Source organism: Bacteroides sp. A1C1, from assembly GCF_004328515.1.
Taxonomy (GTDB): Bacteria; Bacteroidota; Bacteroidia; order Bacteroidales; family Bacteroidaceae; genus Bacteroides; species Bacteroides uniformis.
Window position 1 is genome coordinate 1,670,561 of the sequence record NZ_CP036491.1, and the last position, 15,450, is coordinate 1,686,010.

Sequence of the window (15,450 nt, forward strand, 5' to 3'; positions counted from 1 at the left end):
TTAAGAAACAGTATCACCTACCATTAATCACTAATCCTTAATCACTAACCCCTAATCCCTAATCATTAAACATTATTTATATGATTCTAATAGCAGACAGTGGCTCTACAAAGACCGATTGGTGTGTTGTAGAGAATGGAGTACTTCTCCAACAGATATTCACGAAAGGGACGAACCCTTTCTTTCAGTCGGAAGAGGAAATCAGTAATGAAATAGCAACAGCGCTATTACCTCAGCTGAAGACAAGTGAGCTGGATGCCGTATACTTTTATGGTGCAGGATGCGGATTTCCCGACAAGATAAGTATGGTGCACCGTGCCATAACCAAACACCTCAGTGTGAAAAATGAAGTGGAAGTCAATACCGATATGCTGGCTGCCGCACGTGGCCTCTGCGGACATGACTCAGGCATTGCCTGCATCATGGGGACCGGCTCCAACTCATGTTATTATGACGGAAAAAGCATTGTCACCAATGTATCTCCTCTGGGATTCATCTTGGGAGACGAAGGCAGCGGAGCCTGCTTGGGCAAACTGTTGGTAGGCGATATCTTGAAAAATCAGATGACACCCGAGCTGAAAGAGAAATTCCTCAAACAGTTCGACCTGACACCTGCTGATATCATCGACCGTGTCTACCGTAAACCTTTCCCCAACCGTTTCCTGGCAAGCTTGTCACCATTTCTTGCACAGAATCTGGGTGAACCTTGTGTACGCGCTCTGGTACTGAACAGCTTTAAGGCATTCCTTAAACGCAATGTCATGCAATATGAAGACTATCAGCATCAAAAAGTACATTTCATCGGTTCCGTAGCCTTCTATTACAAGGAAGTTCTGGCAGAAGCTGCCAAAGAAATGGGTATCCAACTGGGTGCAATCATCAAGAGCCCCATGGAAGGACTCATCAAATATCACAACTGAAAGTGACAAATCGTAAATAGTAAATCGTCAAATAGTAAATAGCCTTATGTTCGTAAAAATCTCAGAGCAACCATCGCTCTACAATGACTTGGAAAAGAAATCAGTCCGTGAAATTCTGGAAGACATCAATACCGAAGACCAGAAAGTGGCGCTTGCCGTACAGAGGGCAATCCCTCAAATAGAAAAGTTGGTAACCCAGATTGTGCCCCGCATGAAACAAGGCGGACGCATCTTCTACATGGGTGCGGGTACCAGTGGACGTCTGGGCGTACTCGACGCTTCGGAAATTCCACCGACTTTCGGTATGCCCCCCACGCTGGTTATCGGCTTGATTGCCGGTGGTGACACTGCATTGAGAAATCCGGTAGAGAATGCCGAAGATGACATTCACCGCGGTTGGGAAGAGTTGACGGAACGCAATATTACAGATAAGGATACGGTCATCGGTATTGCTGCATCCGGTACCACCCCCTACGTGATTGGTGCCATGCACGAGGCACGCGAACACGGCATACTGACCGGCTGTATCACCAGCAACCCGGACTCTCCAATGGCAGCAGAGGCAGATGTAGCCATCGAAATGATTGTAGGACCTGAATATGTGACGGGAAGCTCACGCATGAAATCGGGAACAGGACAGAAAATGATACTGAATATGATTACCACTTCCGTCATGATACAGTTGGGACGCGTGAAAGGCAACAAAATGGTAAATATGCAACTCAGTAACAAAAAGCTTGTGGACCGTGGTACCCGTATGATTGTAGAGGAACTTGGACTGGACTATGGCAAAGCCAAGGCACTGCTGTTGATGCACGGCTCGGTGAAGAAGGCAGTGGATGCGTACAGAGCCCCTCGTGCCACTAAAGAGGAAGAAGAATAGTTTCAAGAACAATTAACCCGATTAATTATCCCCTTCCCCTTTCAAGAGTGTGTCAAAACCCCTTTCATAGGGGGGCGGGGCAAATCTTTTTATTATGAAAGCAATCTGTTTTTTTCTTTTTTCTCTTTGTCTGCAAGTTGCCACTGCGCAGCCTTTGCAGCGTGTAGCTCCTGAACAGGTGGGAATGGACTCCCGCAAACTGATGTATGCCGATGAAGCGATTGAAACGGCTATCGCCAACAAGGATATTCCCGGCGCCGTACTTGCCGTAGTGCGCAATGGGAAAATGGCATACTTGAAAGCCTATGGTAACAAGCGCATCTACCCCAGTGTAGAGCCAATGACTACCAATACCATCTTTGATATGGCATCATGCAGCAAATCCATGTCGACTGCCGTATGTACAATGATACTGGCAGAACACGGCAAGCTCCGCATGCTGGACCCCGTCAGCCTCTACATACCCAATTTTAAGAATTGGGAGAGTGCAGACGGCAAAGAGAAGAAGGTAATCCGCATTGCCGACCTGATGACACATACTTCCGGACTGCCCCCATACGCACCGGTAGGCGAACTTGAAAAGCAATACGGTTCCCCCAATCCGGATGGTATTATGGAATACATCGCTACTTGCAAACGTGACTTCAAGCCACAGACAGATTTCCAATACAGTTGCCTCAACTTCATCACCCTGCAGCATATCATCGAGACAATAAGCGGCCAAAGTCTGCGTGATTTTGCCCGTGAAAACATATTTGATGTACTCGGCATGGAGCATACCGACTATCTGCCCTGCCAACGTGACAAGAATGGCAAATGGATAAATACAACAGATGCAAACTGGGCAGGTATCACCGAAGGAAACTGGCACAATGCCATCGCGCCAACCGAAAAACAACCTGACGGGCAAGTCCTCTGCGGACAAGTACACGACCCGCTGGCCCGTATCATGAACGGAGGCATCAGCGGCAACGCCGGAGTATTCTCCTGTGCCGAAGATATTGCCGTGCTCTGCGCAGCCCTGCAGAACGGAGGCGAATGGAACGGCCGCCGTATCCTGAGCCCGCTGGGTGTAAAAACCATGCGTACCGTGCCACGCGCCACAGCCAGTCTGGGACGTACTCTCGGCTGGGACTGCTTTACAGCATACGCCTCTAACAACGGGGACTTGTTCGGCCCGAACACCTATAGCCATACCGGATATACAGGTACTTCCATCGTTATCGATCCAGACAATGACACTTCTGTCATACTGCTTATCAATGCCGTGCATCCGGAAGACGGGCATAGCGTGGTTCGTCTGCGTTCATTGGTTGCCAACGCTGTAGCCGCTTCCATCTGTCCCGTTCCGCGCATCTATACAGACCATTACTACAAACGCTTCCTACAGTTTATGGATGAGCCTGCCATTACAAGCAAAGACATCGTCATGCTTGGCAACAGCCTGACTGAAGGCGGTGGTGACTGGTCGGCACGCCTCGGCAAGAAGAACGTACGCAACCGTGGCATTATCGGTGACGAAGTGATGGGTATCTACGACCGTCTGCACCAGATACTCCCCGGACATCCCGCCAAGCTGTTTCTGCTTATCGGAGTCAACGATATTTCCCACAATTTGACGTCGGACAGCATTGTAAGTATGATTCGTACAACCGTGGAACGTATTCAGAAAGAATCTCCCGATACGAAACTATACTTGCAAAGCCTGCTTCCTTTCAATGAAAGTTTCGGCCGGTACAAAAGCCTGACTGGGAAAACCGATATAATCCCCGAAGTCAACCTTCGTTTGGAAGCACTTGCCAAAGAAAAAAACATCGCTTATATCAACCTCTTCCCCTTGTTTACAGAGAAGGGAACGAATGTACTGCGCAGCGAACTAACCAACGACGGGTTGCATTTGAATGAGGATGGATACAAGATTTGGGTAAAGGCCATCAAGAAGAAAATATAGACTCCTCTATTATAAATAATAAAAAAGTGGTGAAGATTTTTCTTCACCACTTTTTTATTATTTATACCGGTTATTCTACGATGCGCTCCAGCAACAAATCGAACGTCAATGCGGTATATCCAGGGATTGTTCCATCACTATTACCACTGGATCCATAGGCGCTCTGCCAAGGTATATAAAGCATCCAACGCTCGCCTACCCGCATTAACTGCAAGGCTGCTGTCCATCCGGGAATTACATTTGCAACACCAAAAGTGGTTGGGGAATCAAAAGCTGTCGGTGCTTTCAACGAATTCAATGGAATATTAGTATCCAAAGCACTATACCCATCAAAATTTCCGTCAATTTGATCACCGACAATTAAAGTTCCGTAATAAAAAGCACTGACAGTAGAATGGTATCCCATATATAACGGACGTTCCCCTGTTTCATTCTTCACAAGCTTCTTGCAATATACATACTGGGCACCTTCGGTAGTGCTGGCAGTCGTCTGTATGGCATACAGTTTCCCGAGTTCCATAGCATCAGCCTGCTCTGCTGTGGCAACATAGTTCTCGCCAGTCAGCCTTTTTATCGAGTCAGCAAATGCCTCATTGCGTTCTCTCCAGTTATCATACTTCCCAGCCTCCTCCACTTCTTCACAAGAAATAAAAGCCCCCACCAGCAACAGCAGGAAAGGCAAAAACAAAAGGGACTTTTTCATTTACTATTTTACTATTTACTATTTACTATTTCAGTTTGTTCACGCATCAGTCTATTCCGTAACCGGTTTATTGCAACGTTTTCAGCAGTGATGTAATGCTTACACGGTCTGCAATGATATTGTTTAGTTCGGAGATAGCCACACGTTCTTGCTTCATGGTGTCACGGTTACGCAAGGTCACGCAATTGTCCTCCAATGTCTGGTGGTCCACAGTTACACAGTACGGAGTACCGATGGCATCCTGACGGCGGTAACGCTTGCCGATGGAGTCTTTCTCGTCATACTGGCAATGGAAGTGGAACTTCAAGTTGTCAATGATTTCGCGTGCCTTTTCGGGCAGTCCGTCTTTCTTTACCAACGGCATCACAGCCAACTTCACCGGAGCCAGAGCAGCGGGAAGTTTCAATACTACGCGCGTTTCACCGTTCTCCAGCTTCTCTTCACAGTAGGAAGCAGACATGATGCTGAGGAACATACGGTCTACACCTATCGAGGTTTCGATGACATACGGAGTATAGCTTTCGTTGGTTTCAGGGTCGAAATACTTGATGTTCTTACCGGAGAATTTCTCATGCTGGGACAAGTCAAAATTAGTACGGCTGTGAATACCTTCCACTTCCTTAAAACCGAAAGGCATCAGGAACTCGATGTCTGTAGCAGCATTGGCGTAGTGTGCCAGTTTGTCGTGGTCGTGGAAACGGTAATGGTCGTCGCCGAAGCCCAGCGCCTTGTGCCATTTCAGACGAGTAGCCTTCCAGGTCTTGAACCAGTCAAGCTCCGTACCCGGCTTCACGAAGAACTGCATTTCCATCTGCTCGAACTCGCGCATGCGGAAGATGAACTGGCGGGCTACGATTTCGTTACGGAAAGCCTTACCAATCTGGGCGATACCGAAAGGAATCTTCATGCGACCGGTTTTCTGTACATTCAGGTAATTTACGAAGATACCTTGTGCCGTTTCCGGACGAAGGTATATCTTCATGGCACCATCGGCGGTAGAACCCATTTCTGTTGAGAACATCAGATTGAACTGACGCACCTCTGTCCAGTTCTTTGTGCCACTGATAGGGCAAACGATTTCTTCGTCAAGGATAATCTGACGGAGTTCGTCCAGATTATTATCGTTCAAAGCCTTGGAAAAGCGTTCATGCAAGGCATCACGCTTGGCCTGGTGTTCCAGCACACGACCGTTGGTACTGCGGAACTGAGCCTCATCGAAAGCCTCACCAAAACGCTTGGCAGCTTTGGCCACTTCTTTGTTTATCTTGTCATCGTACTTAGCAAGCTGGTCCTCTATCAACACATCGGCACGATAACGTTTCTTGGAATCGCGGTTGTCAATCAAAGGGTCATTGAAAGCATCTACGTGTCCGCTGGCTTTCCAGATGGTGGGGTGCATAAAGATTGCTGAGTCGATACCGACAATATTTTCGTGCAGCAGTACCATACTCTGCCACCAGTATTGCTTGATGTTATTTTTTAGTTCCACACCCATCTGACCATAGTCATACACAGCTCCCAGTCCATCATAAATCTCGCTGGAAGGGAACACAAAACCATATTCCTTACAGTGTGATACGAGTTTCTTAAAAACGTCTTCTTGTGCCATTTTCTGTTGTATCTAAATTAATTTGAATCTTATTTTCAGCTAAAAAGCGCCACAAAGATAGGGATTTATATCGTAAGTAGGACACAGAGGGTATTAATTTATCTTATTCCACCTTTTGAACGGACGCACCGAAGCATAAAATTACAATTCCCTATTGGTAGGATACGAGCGTTTCTACACTTGAAAATAGATACAAGCAAAATACTTACCCTCATTACTTCCACCTACAAGAAGACATTAAATATTACATTTCACCCTTTCCAACCAGCCGATATGCTTCCCTGACCACTTCCTGCGGATAGCCGCACATCTCGATAATCCGGATGGCATTACGTTCCGTCACCGGTCCCGGTTTCAACTTATAATCAAAAGACAATGCATTGTCGGCAACACACTCACAAAAATGAAACAATTCATATTCGTCCTCAAGTAAGGAAGCCAGTTCGACATCGTGAGTGGAAGCAAACACAATACTGTTCTTGTGCGCCAAAGCAGACAGCACAGCTTTGGCTATAGCTATCCGTTCCACCGTATTCGTTCCCTTGAACAACTCGTCCAGCAGGAAAAACCGCCAACACTCCTTTCCGGCTTCCAGCATCTCTCGAACAATTTGCACCTCCTGCAGAAAGAAACTTTTTCCTTCCATCAGACTATCCTCCAGATGGATAGCAGAATATAATGCAGCATCCATAGGAAAACGGAAACTGTGGGCAAAACAAGTATGGAGCACTTGTGCGGAAAACAGGTTAAGTCCAATGGCACGAATAAAAGTTGTCTTACCGGACATATTGGAACCGGTAACAAGGACAGATTTGCCACAGAGTGTAATGTCATTAGGGATACAACGTTCTATAAGCGGATGATAAAGCCCCTCTGCATGAAATGTTTCACCCTCACCGCAAGCTTCCGGTAAAACATAATAGGGCAGCCCATCCCGGAGCTCGGAAACAGAGCAAAGCACATCCACCAGTCCGAAATAGCGGAAAACCTCTTCAATCTGTTCCTGTCTACCCTGCAATAGAAAGAAAGCCTTGGAAACCGGAATAACTTCCCGCAGAAAAAACACATTCACTATCTCGGTGAAGAAATAAGCGAAAATGGCGATGTCGCTCTCCAGTCTGATACTGAAACGGAAAGTGGAAAGTTTCTTTCGCAACGGATGCAATGCCTGCAAAGTCTTTTGGATATCCCGATGCACGGATGCACACAACGGAATCTGTGCCAACTTCTCCGCTTGCCTGAGCAACTGCCATAACTGAGGAATGGAAAAGAAATAGCCCTGAATCCGAGCCTTGCTGTGATAGTGCAGTACCATGTTCACCAATACCGATGTGCACAAAATCCCCAGAACATAAAGCGAAGACGTAATGTAAACCATTCCCAACAAAACAAAAGGCACGAATTGCAAGATAGTCAGCAAACGGTAAAAGCGGCGGGAATACACGGGATGGGAAATGGAGAACAACGATGCAATGGTATAAGCATCCGGCGTATCCAGCTTCCGCAACTCCGACCGGATTCCTGCACGCAACTCCTTGTCGGCAGAAAGCTTGCGAATCACCTCCTCTTGTTCCGAAATCTCCGAAAGACGGTTGTAATGCAACACGTCGTAAAGGTACTGTCGGCCCACACAAGAAGAAGTACGGTCAGCCCATTCGAAAAAATCATCCAGATTGAGGTCGTCCCAGGTTTTCTGTGACACCAAATGTTCTATCTCCCTCGCCGACCGGTACTCGTGGTATAACGATATATCCGAAAATGACTGTCCCATCAAAGAATTATTTGGAATGATACACAAAAATAATGAAAAAATTGCATTCTATCTAATTTCCTTGCTGCTTTCCCTATATTATGTTTACTTTGCGGATACAAACACTTTTCATTACTTCACCATTAAAATTATAACAAGATGAAACACATTTTTTTCACATTGACACTGTTTTTACTGGCCTTGCTGTCACCATCATGCGGAAACAAAAAAGTAGCATATCAGAATCCCCTGCCCATGGCCTTCGGAGACCCATTCCTGCTGAAAGCTTCCGACGGCAAATACTATATGTACGGAACGGGCGGAGTATCGAACGGTTTTAAAGTATACTCCTCCGATGACCTGGTGACATGGACAGACGAGGGTCCCATCTATCAAGGCGGCACCTCCGACTCATGGGCCACCGACTGTTTCTGGGCACCCGAAGTGTATGAACGGAACGGCAAATACTACCTATGGTTCAGCGCCAACTGGAAAGAAAATCCCACTAAAGAGCAAGAGAACTTCCGTATCGGTGTAGCCGTAGCCGATAAGCCTACGGGCCCTTTCAAAGACCTGTTCAACCAACCGGTATTCGACCCCGGCTATCCTATCATCGACGCAAACATACTCTTTGACGATGCTACCGGAAAGACCTACCTCTACTACTCCCGCTGCTGCTACAAACATGCCGTTGAAAGCGAAGTTTCAGCATGGGCTAAAGAAAAGGGCTGGTTTGACGAGATTGAGGAAAGTTGGATTTACGGCGTGGAACTGAAACCAGATTTCTCCGGTATCATCGGAGAACCGGTAGCACTGCTTTGCCCACCCCAGACAATGGACGACCCTCAAGCGGAATGGGAAAACCGCTCGGTGACTTCACATGAAGTCAACAGACGCTGGACAGAAGGCTCGTATATCGTGAAGCACAAAAATCTCTATTATATGCTGTACTCTGCAAACTTTTTCGGAGGAAAAAATTACGCGGTGGGTTATGCTACCTCCCAGAACCCCTTAGGACCATTCACAAAAGCTGCCAACAATCCGGTGCTACAAAAGAACACAGAGCAAGGCGGCATCGTGACCGGAACCGGGCATTGTATGCTCATTGATATTCACAACCGACTCTATTGCGTTTATCATGGACGCACCGAAACCACTGGTGATGAACGAATGGTATTCATTGACCCGGCAGAAATCCAACCGGATAGAAAACTGGTGGTCCACGGACCGAATACGGATTTACAGGAAATCACATATTAAAGCCATCAGGCGCAGACTGCACAGCATTTCACGGTTCATTATTCTCCGTGGTTCTTCCTATGCATTCCGCGCCTGATGAAAATCAAAAAGGACATATCCATACACAATAGTCCGTTCCATATTTGTTCCTGACCTCAATTCTATTCTCACCGGTATCCAATACAATGCCTTTCCATTCCAGTACATTTACGGAATCCGGCTTTGCAGCCCCATACGCTTTGCCATTGACGTACAACTCGGCAGCCCCGCCATTGCTGAATACTTGCACATCAACGATTTTGCGGGTTCTGTTTACCAATCGTTTTCCTGCGATATATACAAACTTATCTTCTTGATTCCAGTTTGCCTTATATAAAGTAAAAGGCATCTTTCTTTATTCTCCGGTCGTAAGTCACCAGTCCCTTGTCGTTGCGTCCCATAATGGAGCCCTCCCTACGGTCTGCCGCCGAAAAGTCGAACATGCACCAGATGAAGTTGCACCACAAGAATTCGCGTTCCTGAAGCTGTTTCCAATTCTCCACATGATAATAAGTCTGCCAGTTCTCGGGATGCCATTGTCCCCACGGTTCCGGATGCTTCAGCGAGTCTGCCTGCTGAAATACACATGCCCCGGCACCATACTCGCTGATGCCCATCTTCCGCTCCGGATGCGCCACATGCTCGCGGTCTATCCAGCGCCCCATGTCATCCATGTTGTTGCCATACCAGCCGAAATACTTGTTGAAAGCAATCAAGTCAGTGAATCCGTTGAAGTCGTCGTCCTGATTGCTGGCTCCCATAGTGGGACGGCTCGGGCCAGCCGACGGGCCAAAGCATGAAGCTCCGCCACCATGCGCGAAGGACGGTCCAGCCTACCGGAATTTATCTCATTGAACAGCCCCCAGAACAAAATGCAGGGGTGATTGTAGTTCTGTAAAATCAGTTCCTTCAATTGCAAGCGCAAGTTTTCATCATAAGCAGGATTATTCACATAAACATTGGTAAAAGGAATCTCAACCCATGCCACCAGTCCTCGCTTGTCCATCTGTCGATGCATGTATTTTGCTTGCAGATAGTGGCAAAGCCGCACGGCATTGCATCCCATTTCCTGCATCAAGTCCAAATCTTCATCATGGTCCTGCGGATAAAATGCCGAAGCGCGTTCCGCCCTGTCCTGATGCCGGTTCACGCCATTCAAGCGATAAGGCCTTCCATTCAGAAAGAAACCTTTCTCCGCATCGGCATGAAAGTAGCGGAAACCTATCTCTTTTTCGCGGCGGTCTATCTCTTCCCCATCCTTACGCAATATCACCACGCCTTTATATAAATAGGGACCCTTCACTCCATCCCACAAATGAGGCCTTTCAAGCACTATGTCCATCATCACCTTTTTATCCGCATCCACCTCCGTACTGGCAACACGGCGAAGCAACTTCTCCTTGTCATATAGTTGAAACTCCACCTCGCAACCGGTCACAGCAGTTTCCTTTGCCGAAAGCAGTGTTTCAATTTTCAAACGGGCCTTTTTCTCCGATACCATCGGACTGAGTGAAGAATACACCTGAAGAAGCATAATAGGCAGGTTCTATGCAGACATCCTCCGTCACCAGCAGTCCACCCCCCCCAATACAACCCACCAAACATATTGAAGTCGCCGCAAATGGGAGCGACATCCATGGTCTGAGCATTGCCGACACGAATTTCCAACACACTTTCTGTGCCCGGAACCAGGAAATCGGTCAATTCTGCCACAAATGCTGTATAACCTCCTTTATGCTGCATCACAAAATGACGGTCGACAAAGATGTCGGCAACTGTCTGTGCGGCCATCACTTTCAAGAAAAAACGTTTCCCCCGATAATGGGCAGGAACAGACAACTTACGACTGTAATTGCATAATCCCCGGTAATAATCGGTATTACCAAACATGCCATCGGCCGCATTCCAAGTGTGAGGTAAAGCCACCTTCACTGTTTCCGAAGCAGGTGCCTGAAAACCCCGGTGAAAATTCCATCCTTCATTCTGTGGAATCACCTCTACGGCAAACACACATGTTGACAATATTCCTAAAGAAAATAAAAATAAAATGATGAATCTGTTCATTTTCGATAAAGTATTAGAAGGTTAATCATATTGGCAGGAGCCATTCCTTCCTTGCAAAGGAATGAAATAAATATTGAATAATAAATGAGAAAAACACTTCAAGACACGCAAGACAACAAACGGATGGCATGTTTAAGACTTATACGACCGCGATGCAACATTACAGACCTATTAATGCAACATATTTACGTTTATTTAAATAAGATATTGCTATCTTTGAGAATTCAATTTCAGATTATATAGTATGTCTTTTACAAACTATTTACACAAATTAGCGTTCCCCCTCATTCTTCTGTTACTGGCTTATCTACCGTTAGCAGGACAAACTCCGTATGTATTTCGCCATTTGAAAGTAGAAAACGGGCTTTCAAACAATAACGTAAAAACCATATTGAAAGACAGTGAAGGCTTTTTATGGATAGGAACCGCCAATGGATTGAACCGATACGACGGATATAGCTTTAAAGTGTATCAGCCCAAAGAAAAAGACATCCATTCTTTATTGTCTAACGACATCTGGAACTTACAGGAAGACGGTTGGGGCAATTTGTGGATTGGAAGCGAGGCAAGATATTGTATATACGACCGGGACAAAGACAACTTCATTACCGATATTCCCTCATACCTCCTTAAAATAGGCATCCAGATAAATGGTACCTACAAAGTACATGTTGACAAAAAACACAATTTATGGGTACTGCAAGGCCAAAATGCTTTTTACTTCAATTTTTCTCATAAAGTCCTTCAAACATTCAAAATAGAAAACTTTCCAGAAGAAACTCCGGAACTGAGTATCAGTGATGATGGTGAAAACCTGTATCTTCTTTGGAATTCAACCTTATTGAAAGTAGGAAACAACGCAAAAAAATATAAACGGGTAGATAGTATCAGCTTACCCTCCAACTCTATTATCGAAAAGCATATATACATTGATTATCATGGAGGCATCTGGCTGTATTCATATACCGATGAACAAATATTCTATAAGAAAAACATAAAATCGGAATGGAACCAAATCAATCTCCATTCTAAAATAGAGACAAAAAGTAATGCAGTAAGGAGCATACTGGATGACTCAAACGGACATGTCTGGATAGGAACGGACCATAAAGGAGTATTCATTTACGACTACGTAAATGACAACCTTGTCAACCTTCTGAACAACCCTATGTCTTCCACATCCCTTGCTTCCAACAGAATAAATGCAATCTACCGTGATGATTCAGGTGTCATTTGGTTAGGAAATTTCAAAAAAGGAGTTTCTTATTATCACGAAAGCTTCTATGAATTTATTGATACCCAGCATAAAGAATGCGGTGACATAGCCTCCATTTTAGAGGATAAGGCCGGAAACATTTGGCTAGGAACAGATGGAAACGGACTTTATGTGAAAGAAAAACAAAAAGGATTTGCCATTCGCAAACTATCCATCCCCGACATAGCCATCATCAGTCTTCTCGAAGACAATAAAGGACGTATTTGGGCAGGAAGCTATCAAGACGGATTGTTCTGCTATGAGAACAACAGTATTCGCCATTTTACTCCAGAGAACAGCCAACTGCCATACAGTGGCGTATGGAGCATGAAGGAAGACCGATATGGAAACTTATGGATAGGCTACGTACTGGGAACTTTGACTTGTTTTAATCCGGACGCGAATACTGCGACAAGTTATCTACTGCCTGACGGGAATAACATCAATGTACTCAATATCTATTATGACTATGGAGACAAAATGTATATCGGGACTACATACGGACTCTGTGTAATGGACATCGTGACGAGAAAGCCCGAAATGATTTATGCCAATCGAAAAGAGACACAGCCATTCAAGCAATTCTTCATCTCCTCCGTATTCAAGGACGACAGAGATATATTGTGGTTAGCCCATAAACAAGGATTGACCGCCTGGGACTTAAAAAATGATTCACTGTACTGGTTCAACGTAACCAACGGATTGTGCGACAATCTCATTAATAGTATAACTCAAGACAATCACGGTAACATGTGGCTTGCAACAAGTAACGGATTGTCTATACTGGAAGTAACGCCGGACACCCAGAAAGGATTAGACTTTTCTTTCAAGAATCTTTCTACCAGAGACGGACTGTCAGAAAATCATTTCAACTCCCATTCCTCTTGTAAATTGTCCAGCGGAGATTTGCTGCTGGGAGGCACCAGTGGCTATACATCCATAAATCCGAACAAACTGACCGAAAAGAGCCGACCGCTGGCAAAGGTGTATTTTACGAATCTGACCATTGGCAATCAACATATAGAAGTAGACTCAATATATGAAGGACGCAAACTATTAACAACTGTACTTGGCAGAACCCCATCATTGGCTGTCAAATATGACGATTATTTAATCTCCATCGAATTTGCTGCAGGCGATCTGTTGAATGCTGATAAAATAAGATATGCCTATAAACTGGAAGGATTAAATACCCAATGGTACTATACAAACGAAAACAAGGTGGCTTTCACCACCCTTCCTCCTGGTAATTACAAACTATTAATCAAAGCCTGTAACAGTGACGGTATATGGAATGACGAAGCTAGCGAGTTGAATATAACCGTTTCATCTCCAATATATTTATGTAATGTTGCCATCATCTTGTACATATTGTTTGCCATTGGCATAATATCCTATGTAATATACCGATTAAAAAAGCATCATTACATAAGACTGGAACAACAACGAGCAAAACTGGAGCAAGAACAAAAGTTGCTTCTGAATGAGATGAAGCTAAAGTTCTTTACAAATATAAGCCATGATTTACGTACACCACTGACACTTATCATCAGCCCGTTACAAATGTTATTATCAGAACCCCTGGATAACGGAATACGCAAAAAGCTAAATACAATCAATAAAAATGCACAACAATTACTTACATCGATAAACTCTCTGCTTGATTTCCGGAAACTGGATGTAGGAGCCGAGACAGCTCATTACAAATCGGGAGATATTGTCAACTTTATCCGCGAGATTTGCAGTACTTTTCAAGAGTATGCTCTTGACCATACCATCAGCTTCTGTTTCATGTGCGAAGTAGAAAACCTGAACATGTCCTTCGATCCGGTTAAAATAAAAAAAGTAATGAACAACTTGTTGTCCAATGCCTTCAAATACACTCCTGATAAAGGAGAAATCAATGTACATCTTTATCGCGAAGATGACAATGTATGCATCTGTGTGGCAGACAACGGACAAGGTATCATAGACAAAGACAAGAAACATATCTTCGAACGTTTTTATCAGGTGCAACAAACTTCGGAAAAAACCGGCAGTGGAATCGGCCTGCATATTGCAAACGAATATGTACATCTACACAAAGGAACAATCTCCGTCACGGACAATTTTCCTAAAGGTTCCGTATTTACCGTTAAATTGCCTATCGTCACATATGCCAGTGAAAAGGAGGAATTACTTCCGGAACTGCTAAACAATGACAAAGCTCCGAATGAACTTCCCGTTCCAAATGCGGAAGAATTGCGGTATACCATCTTGTTGGTGGACGACAACAAGGATTTCTGTAGTTTCATGTCTGAATACCTGTCCGATGAATACGCCATACAGGTTGCCTACAATGGAGCAGAGGCATTGAAGATATTAGAAAAAAACAGCGTCAATATTGTAATAAGCGACATCATGATGCCAGTGATGAATGGAACAGAGCTATGTCGGCAAATCAAAACAAACATGCAATGGTCCCACATTCCCGTTATATTGCTTACAGCCCGTATGGCAGAAGAATACAAAAGTGAAGGATTTGAGCAAGGAGCCGATGACTATATCGTAAAGCCTTTTGACTTCAAATTACTAAAGCTGCGCATCAGGAAATTTATTGAATGGACAGAAAAAAGCCATCGTAAATTCAGTCAGAAAATAGAAGTGACACCTAATGAAATAACAATCACTCCACTAGACGAACAATTTATTGAAAAAGCTATCAAAATAGTAGAAGAGCGCATGAGTGATTCCGACTTCTCTGTGGAAATGTTAGGAGCAGAATTGGGGTTGAGTCGTAGCCATCTCTACAAAAAGCTGATGTGTATCACCGGTAAAGGTCCGGCAGAATTCATCCGGATTATCCGTTTGAAGCGCAGTAAGCAACTTCTAAAAGAAAGCCAGAAACAAATTGCAGAAATTGCCTATGAGGTAGGATTCAGTTCTCCAAAAAGGTTCACTGTAAACTTCAAGAATGAATTTGGAATATCACCATCTGATTACATCCGCAGTCTAAAATGATAACTTGAAACATAAAGGTATGTTATTTGAGACATGA

General features: G+C 44.7%; 12 protein-coding genes. 5 read left to right on the forward strand and 7 right to left on the reverse strand.

Going from position 1 to position 15,450, the window contains the following annotated elements:
- The first annotated feature begins 80 nt into the window (after window positions 1–80).
- From EYA81_RS06975 to EYA81_RS06985, 3 genes are all read left to right on the forward strand, one after another.
- Complete coding sequence (locus EYA81_RS06975; protein WP_005824980.1) at window positions 81–920, forward strand: BadF/BadG/BcrA/BcrD ATPase family protein; 840 nt, start codon at window positions 81–83, stop codon at window positions 918–920.
- 46 nt (window positions 921–966) lie between these two features.
- Window positions 967–1,803: an N-acetylmuramic acid 6-phosphate etherase gene (murQ, locus tag EYA81_RS06980; RefSeq protein WP_117600240.1), complete on the forward strand. Its 837-nt coding sequence runs from the start codon at window positions 967–969 to the stop codon at window positions 1,801–1,803.
- 94 nt (window positions 1,804–1,897) lie between these two features.
- A complete protein-coding gene (locus tag EYA81_RS06985) occupies window positions 1,898–3,754 on the forward strand; it encodes a serine hydrolase (protein WP_131225554.1) in 1,857 nt (618 codons plus the stop codon).
- 70 nt (window positions 3,755–3,824) lie between these two features.
- Here EYA81_RS06985 and EYA81_RS06990 read toward each other — a convergent pair whose 3' ends face one another.
- The 3 genes from EYA81_RS06990 to EYA81_RS07000 all read right to left on the reverse strand — a co-directional run bounded on the left by EYA81_RS06990 (window position 3,825) and on the right by EYA81_RS07000 (window position 7,837).
- Window positions 3,825–4,457 (reverse strand): FKBP-type peptidyl-prolyl cis-trans isomerase, encoded by a 633-nt coding sequence (locus EYA81_RS06990; protein WP_117600238.1) that lies wholly within the window; start codon window positions 4,455–4,457, stop codon window positions 3,825–3,827.
- Between the two features lie 67 nt (window positions 4,458–4,524).
- Window positions 4,525–6,066, reverse strand: coding sequence for a glycine--tRNA ligase (locus EYA81_RS06995; RefSeq protein ID WP_117600237.1), 1,542 nt, complete (start codon window positions 6,064–6,066; stop codon window positions 4,525–4,527).
- Between the two features lie 244 nt (window positions 6,067–6,310).
- Window positions 6,311–7,837 carry a hypothetical protein gene (locus EYA81_RS07000; RefSeq protein ID WP_131225555.1) on the reverse strand — a complete coding sequence of 509 codons (1,527 nt, stop codon included), beginning with the start codon at window positions 7,835–7,837 and terminating at the stop codon, window positions 6,311–6,313.
- A gap of 138 nt (window positions 7,838–7,975) precedes the next feature.
- Between EYA81_RS07000 and EYA81_RS07005 the strand changes: the two genes are divergently transcribed.
- Entirely contained in the window at window positions 7,976–9,076 is a 1,101-nt protein-coding gene (locus EYA81_RS07005) for a glycoside hydrolase family 43 protein (protein WP_131225556.1), read from the forward strand.
- Window positions 9,077–9,158: 82 nt separating this feature from the next.
- Here the strand turns inward: EYA81_RS07005 and EYA81_RS19520 are convergent, their stop codons facing one another.
- Genes EYA81_RS19520 through EYA81_RS19535 form a run of 4 tightly spaced genes read right to left on the reverse strand, consistent with a single transcriptional unit; the run spans window position 9,159 to window position 11,158 of the window.
- On the reverse strand, window positions 9,159–9,443 hold the full coding sequence (locus EYA81_RS19520; protein WP_227201687.1) for a DUF4982 domain-containing protein: 285 nt from the start codon (window positions 9,441–9,443) through the stop codon (window positions 9,159–9,161).
- Window positions 9,424–9,855: a hypothetical protein gene (locus tag EYA81_RS19525; RefSeq protein ID WP_227201688.1), complete on the reverse strand. Its 432-nt coding sequence runs from the start codon at window positions 9,853–9,855 to the stop codon at window positions 9,424–9,426. The genes EYA81_RS19520 and EYA81_RS19525 overlap by 20 nt, the downstream gene beginning before the upstream one ends.
- Window positions 9,807–10,628 (reverse strand): glycoside hydrolase family 2 TIM barrel-domain containing protein, encoded by an 822-nt coding sequence (locus EYA81_RS19530; protein ID WP_237938952.1) that lies wholly within the window; start codon window positions 10,626–10,628, stop codon window positions 9,807–9,809. Before EYA81_RS19530 ends, EYA81_RS19525 begins: the two co-directional genes overlap by 49 nt.
- The gene (locus EYA81_RS19535; protein ID WP_227186685.1) at window positions 10,568–11,158 is read right to left on the reverse strand and encodes a sugar-binding domain-containing protein; all 591 of its coding nucleotides are present in this window, start codon (window positions 11,156–11,158) and stop codon (window positions 10,568–10,570) included. Before EYA81_RS19535 ends, EYA81_RS19530 begins: the two co-directional genes overlap by 61 nt.
- Before the next feature lie 346 nt (window positions 11,159–11,504).
- On the opposite strand from EYA81_RS19535, the gene EYA81_RS07015 reads away from it, so the two are divergent.
- Window positions 11,505–15,413 (forward strand): hybrid sensor histidine kinase/response regulator transcription factor, encoded by a 3,909-nt coding sequence (locus tag EYA81_RS07015; protein ID WP_227201689.1) that lies wholly within the window; start codon window positions 11,505–11,507, stop codon window positions 15,411–15,413.
- The last annotated feature ends 37 nt before the right edge of the window (window positions 15,414–15,450 follow it).

Excerpts from the sequence above, each read along its gene's own strand:
- EYA81_RS07005 (WP_131225556.1), top strand. The coding sequence starts at position 7,976 with ATGAAACACATTTTTTTCACATTGACACTGTTTTTACTGGCCTTGCTG.
- EYA81_RS07000 (WP_131225555.1), bottom strand. The coding sequence starts at position 7,837 with ATGGGACAGTCATTTTCGGATATATCGTTATACCACGAGTACCGGTCG.
- EYA81_RS06990 (WP_117600238.1), bottom strand. The coding sequence starts at position 4,457 with ATGAAAAAGTCCCTTTTGTTTTTGCCTTTCCTGCTGTTGCTGGTGGGG.
- EYA81_RS06975 (WP_005824980.1), top strand. The coding sequence starts at position 81 with ATGATTCTAATAGCAGACAGTGGCTCTACAAAGACCGATTGGTGTGTT.
- EYA81_RS19530 (WP_237938952.1), bottom strand. The coding sequence starts at position 10,628 with ATGCTTCTTCAGGTGTATTCTTCACTCAGTCCGATGGTATCGGAGAAA.
- EYA81_RS19535 (WP_227186685.1), bottom strand. The coding sequence starts at position 11,158 with ATGAACAGATTCATCATTTTATTTTTATTTTCTTTAGGAATATTGTCA.
- EYA81_RS19525 (WP_227201688.1), bottom strand. The coding sequence starts at position 9,855 with ATGGGAGCCAGCAATCAGGACGACGACTTCAACGGATTCACTGACTTG.
- EYA81_RS06995 (WP_117600237.1), bottom strand. The coding sequence starts at position 6,066 with ATGGCACAAGAAGACGTTTTTAAGAAACTCGTATCACACTGTAAGGAA.
- murQ (WP_117600240.1), top strand. The coding sequence starts at position 967 with ATGTTCGTAAAAATCTCAGAGCAACCATCGCTCTACAATGACTTGGAA.
- EYA81_RS19520 (WP_227201687.1), bottom strand. The coding sequence starts at position 9,443 with ATGCCTTTTACTTTATATAAGGCAAACTGGAATCAAGAAGATAAGTTT.
- EYA81_RS06985 (WP_131225554.1), top strand. The coding sequence starts at position 1,898 with ATGAAAGCAATCTGTTTTTTTCTTTTTTCTCTTTGTCTGCAAGTTGCC.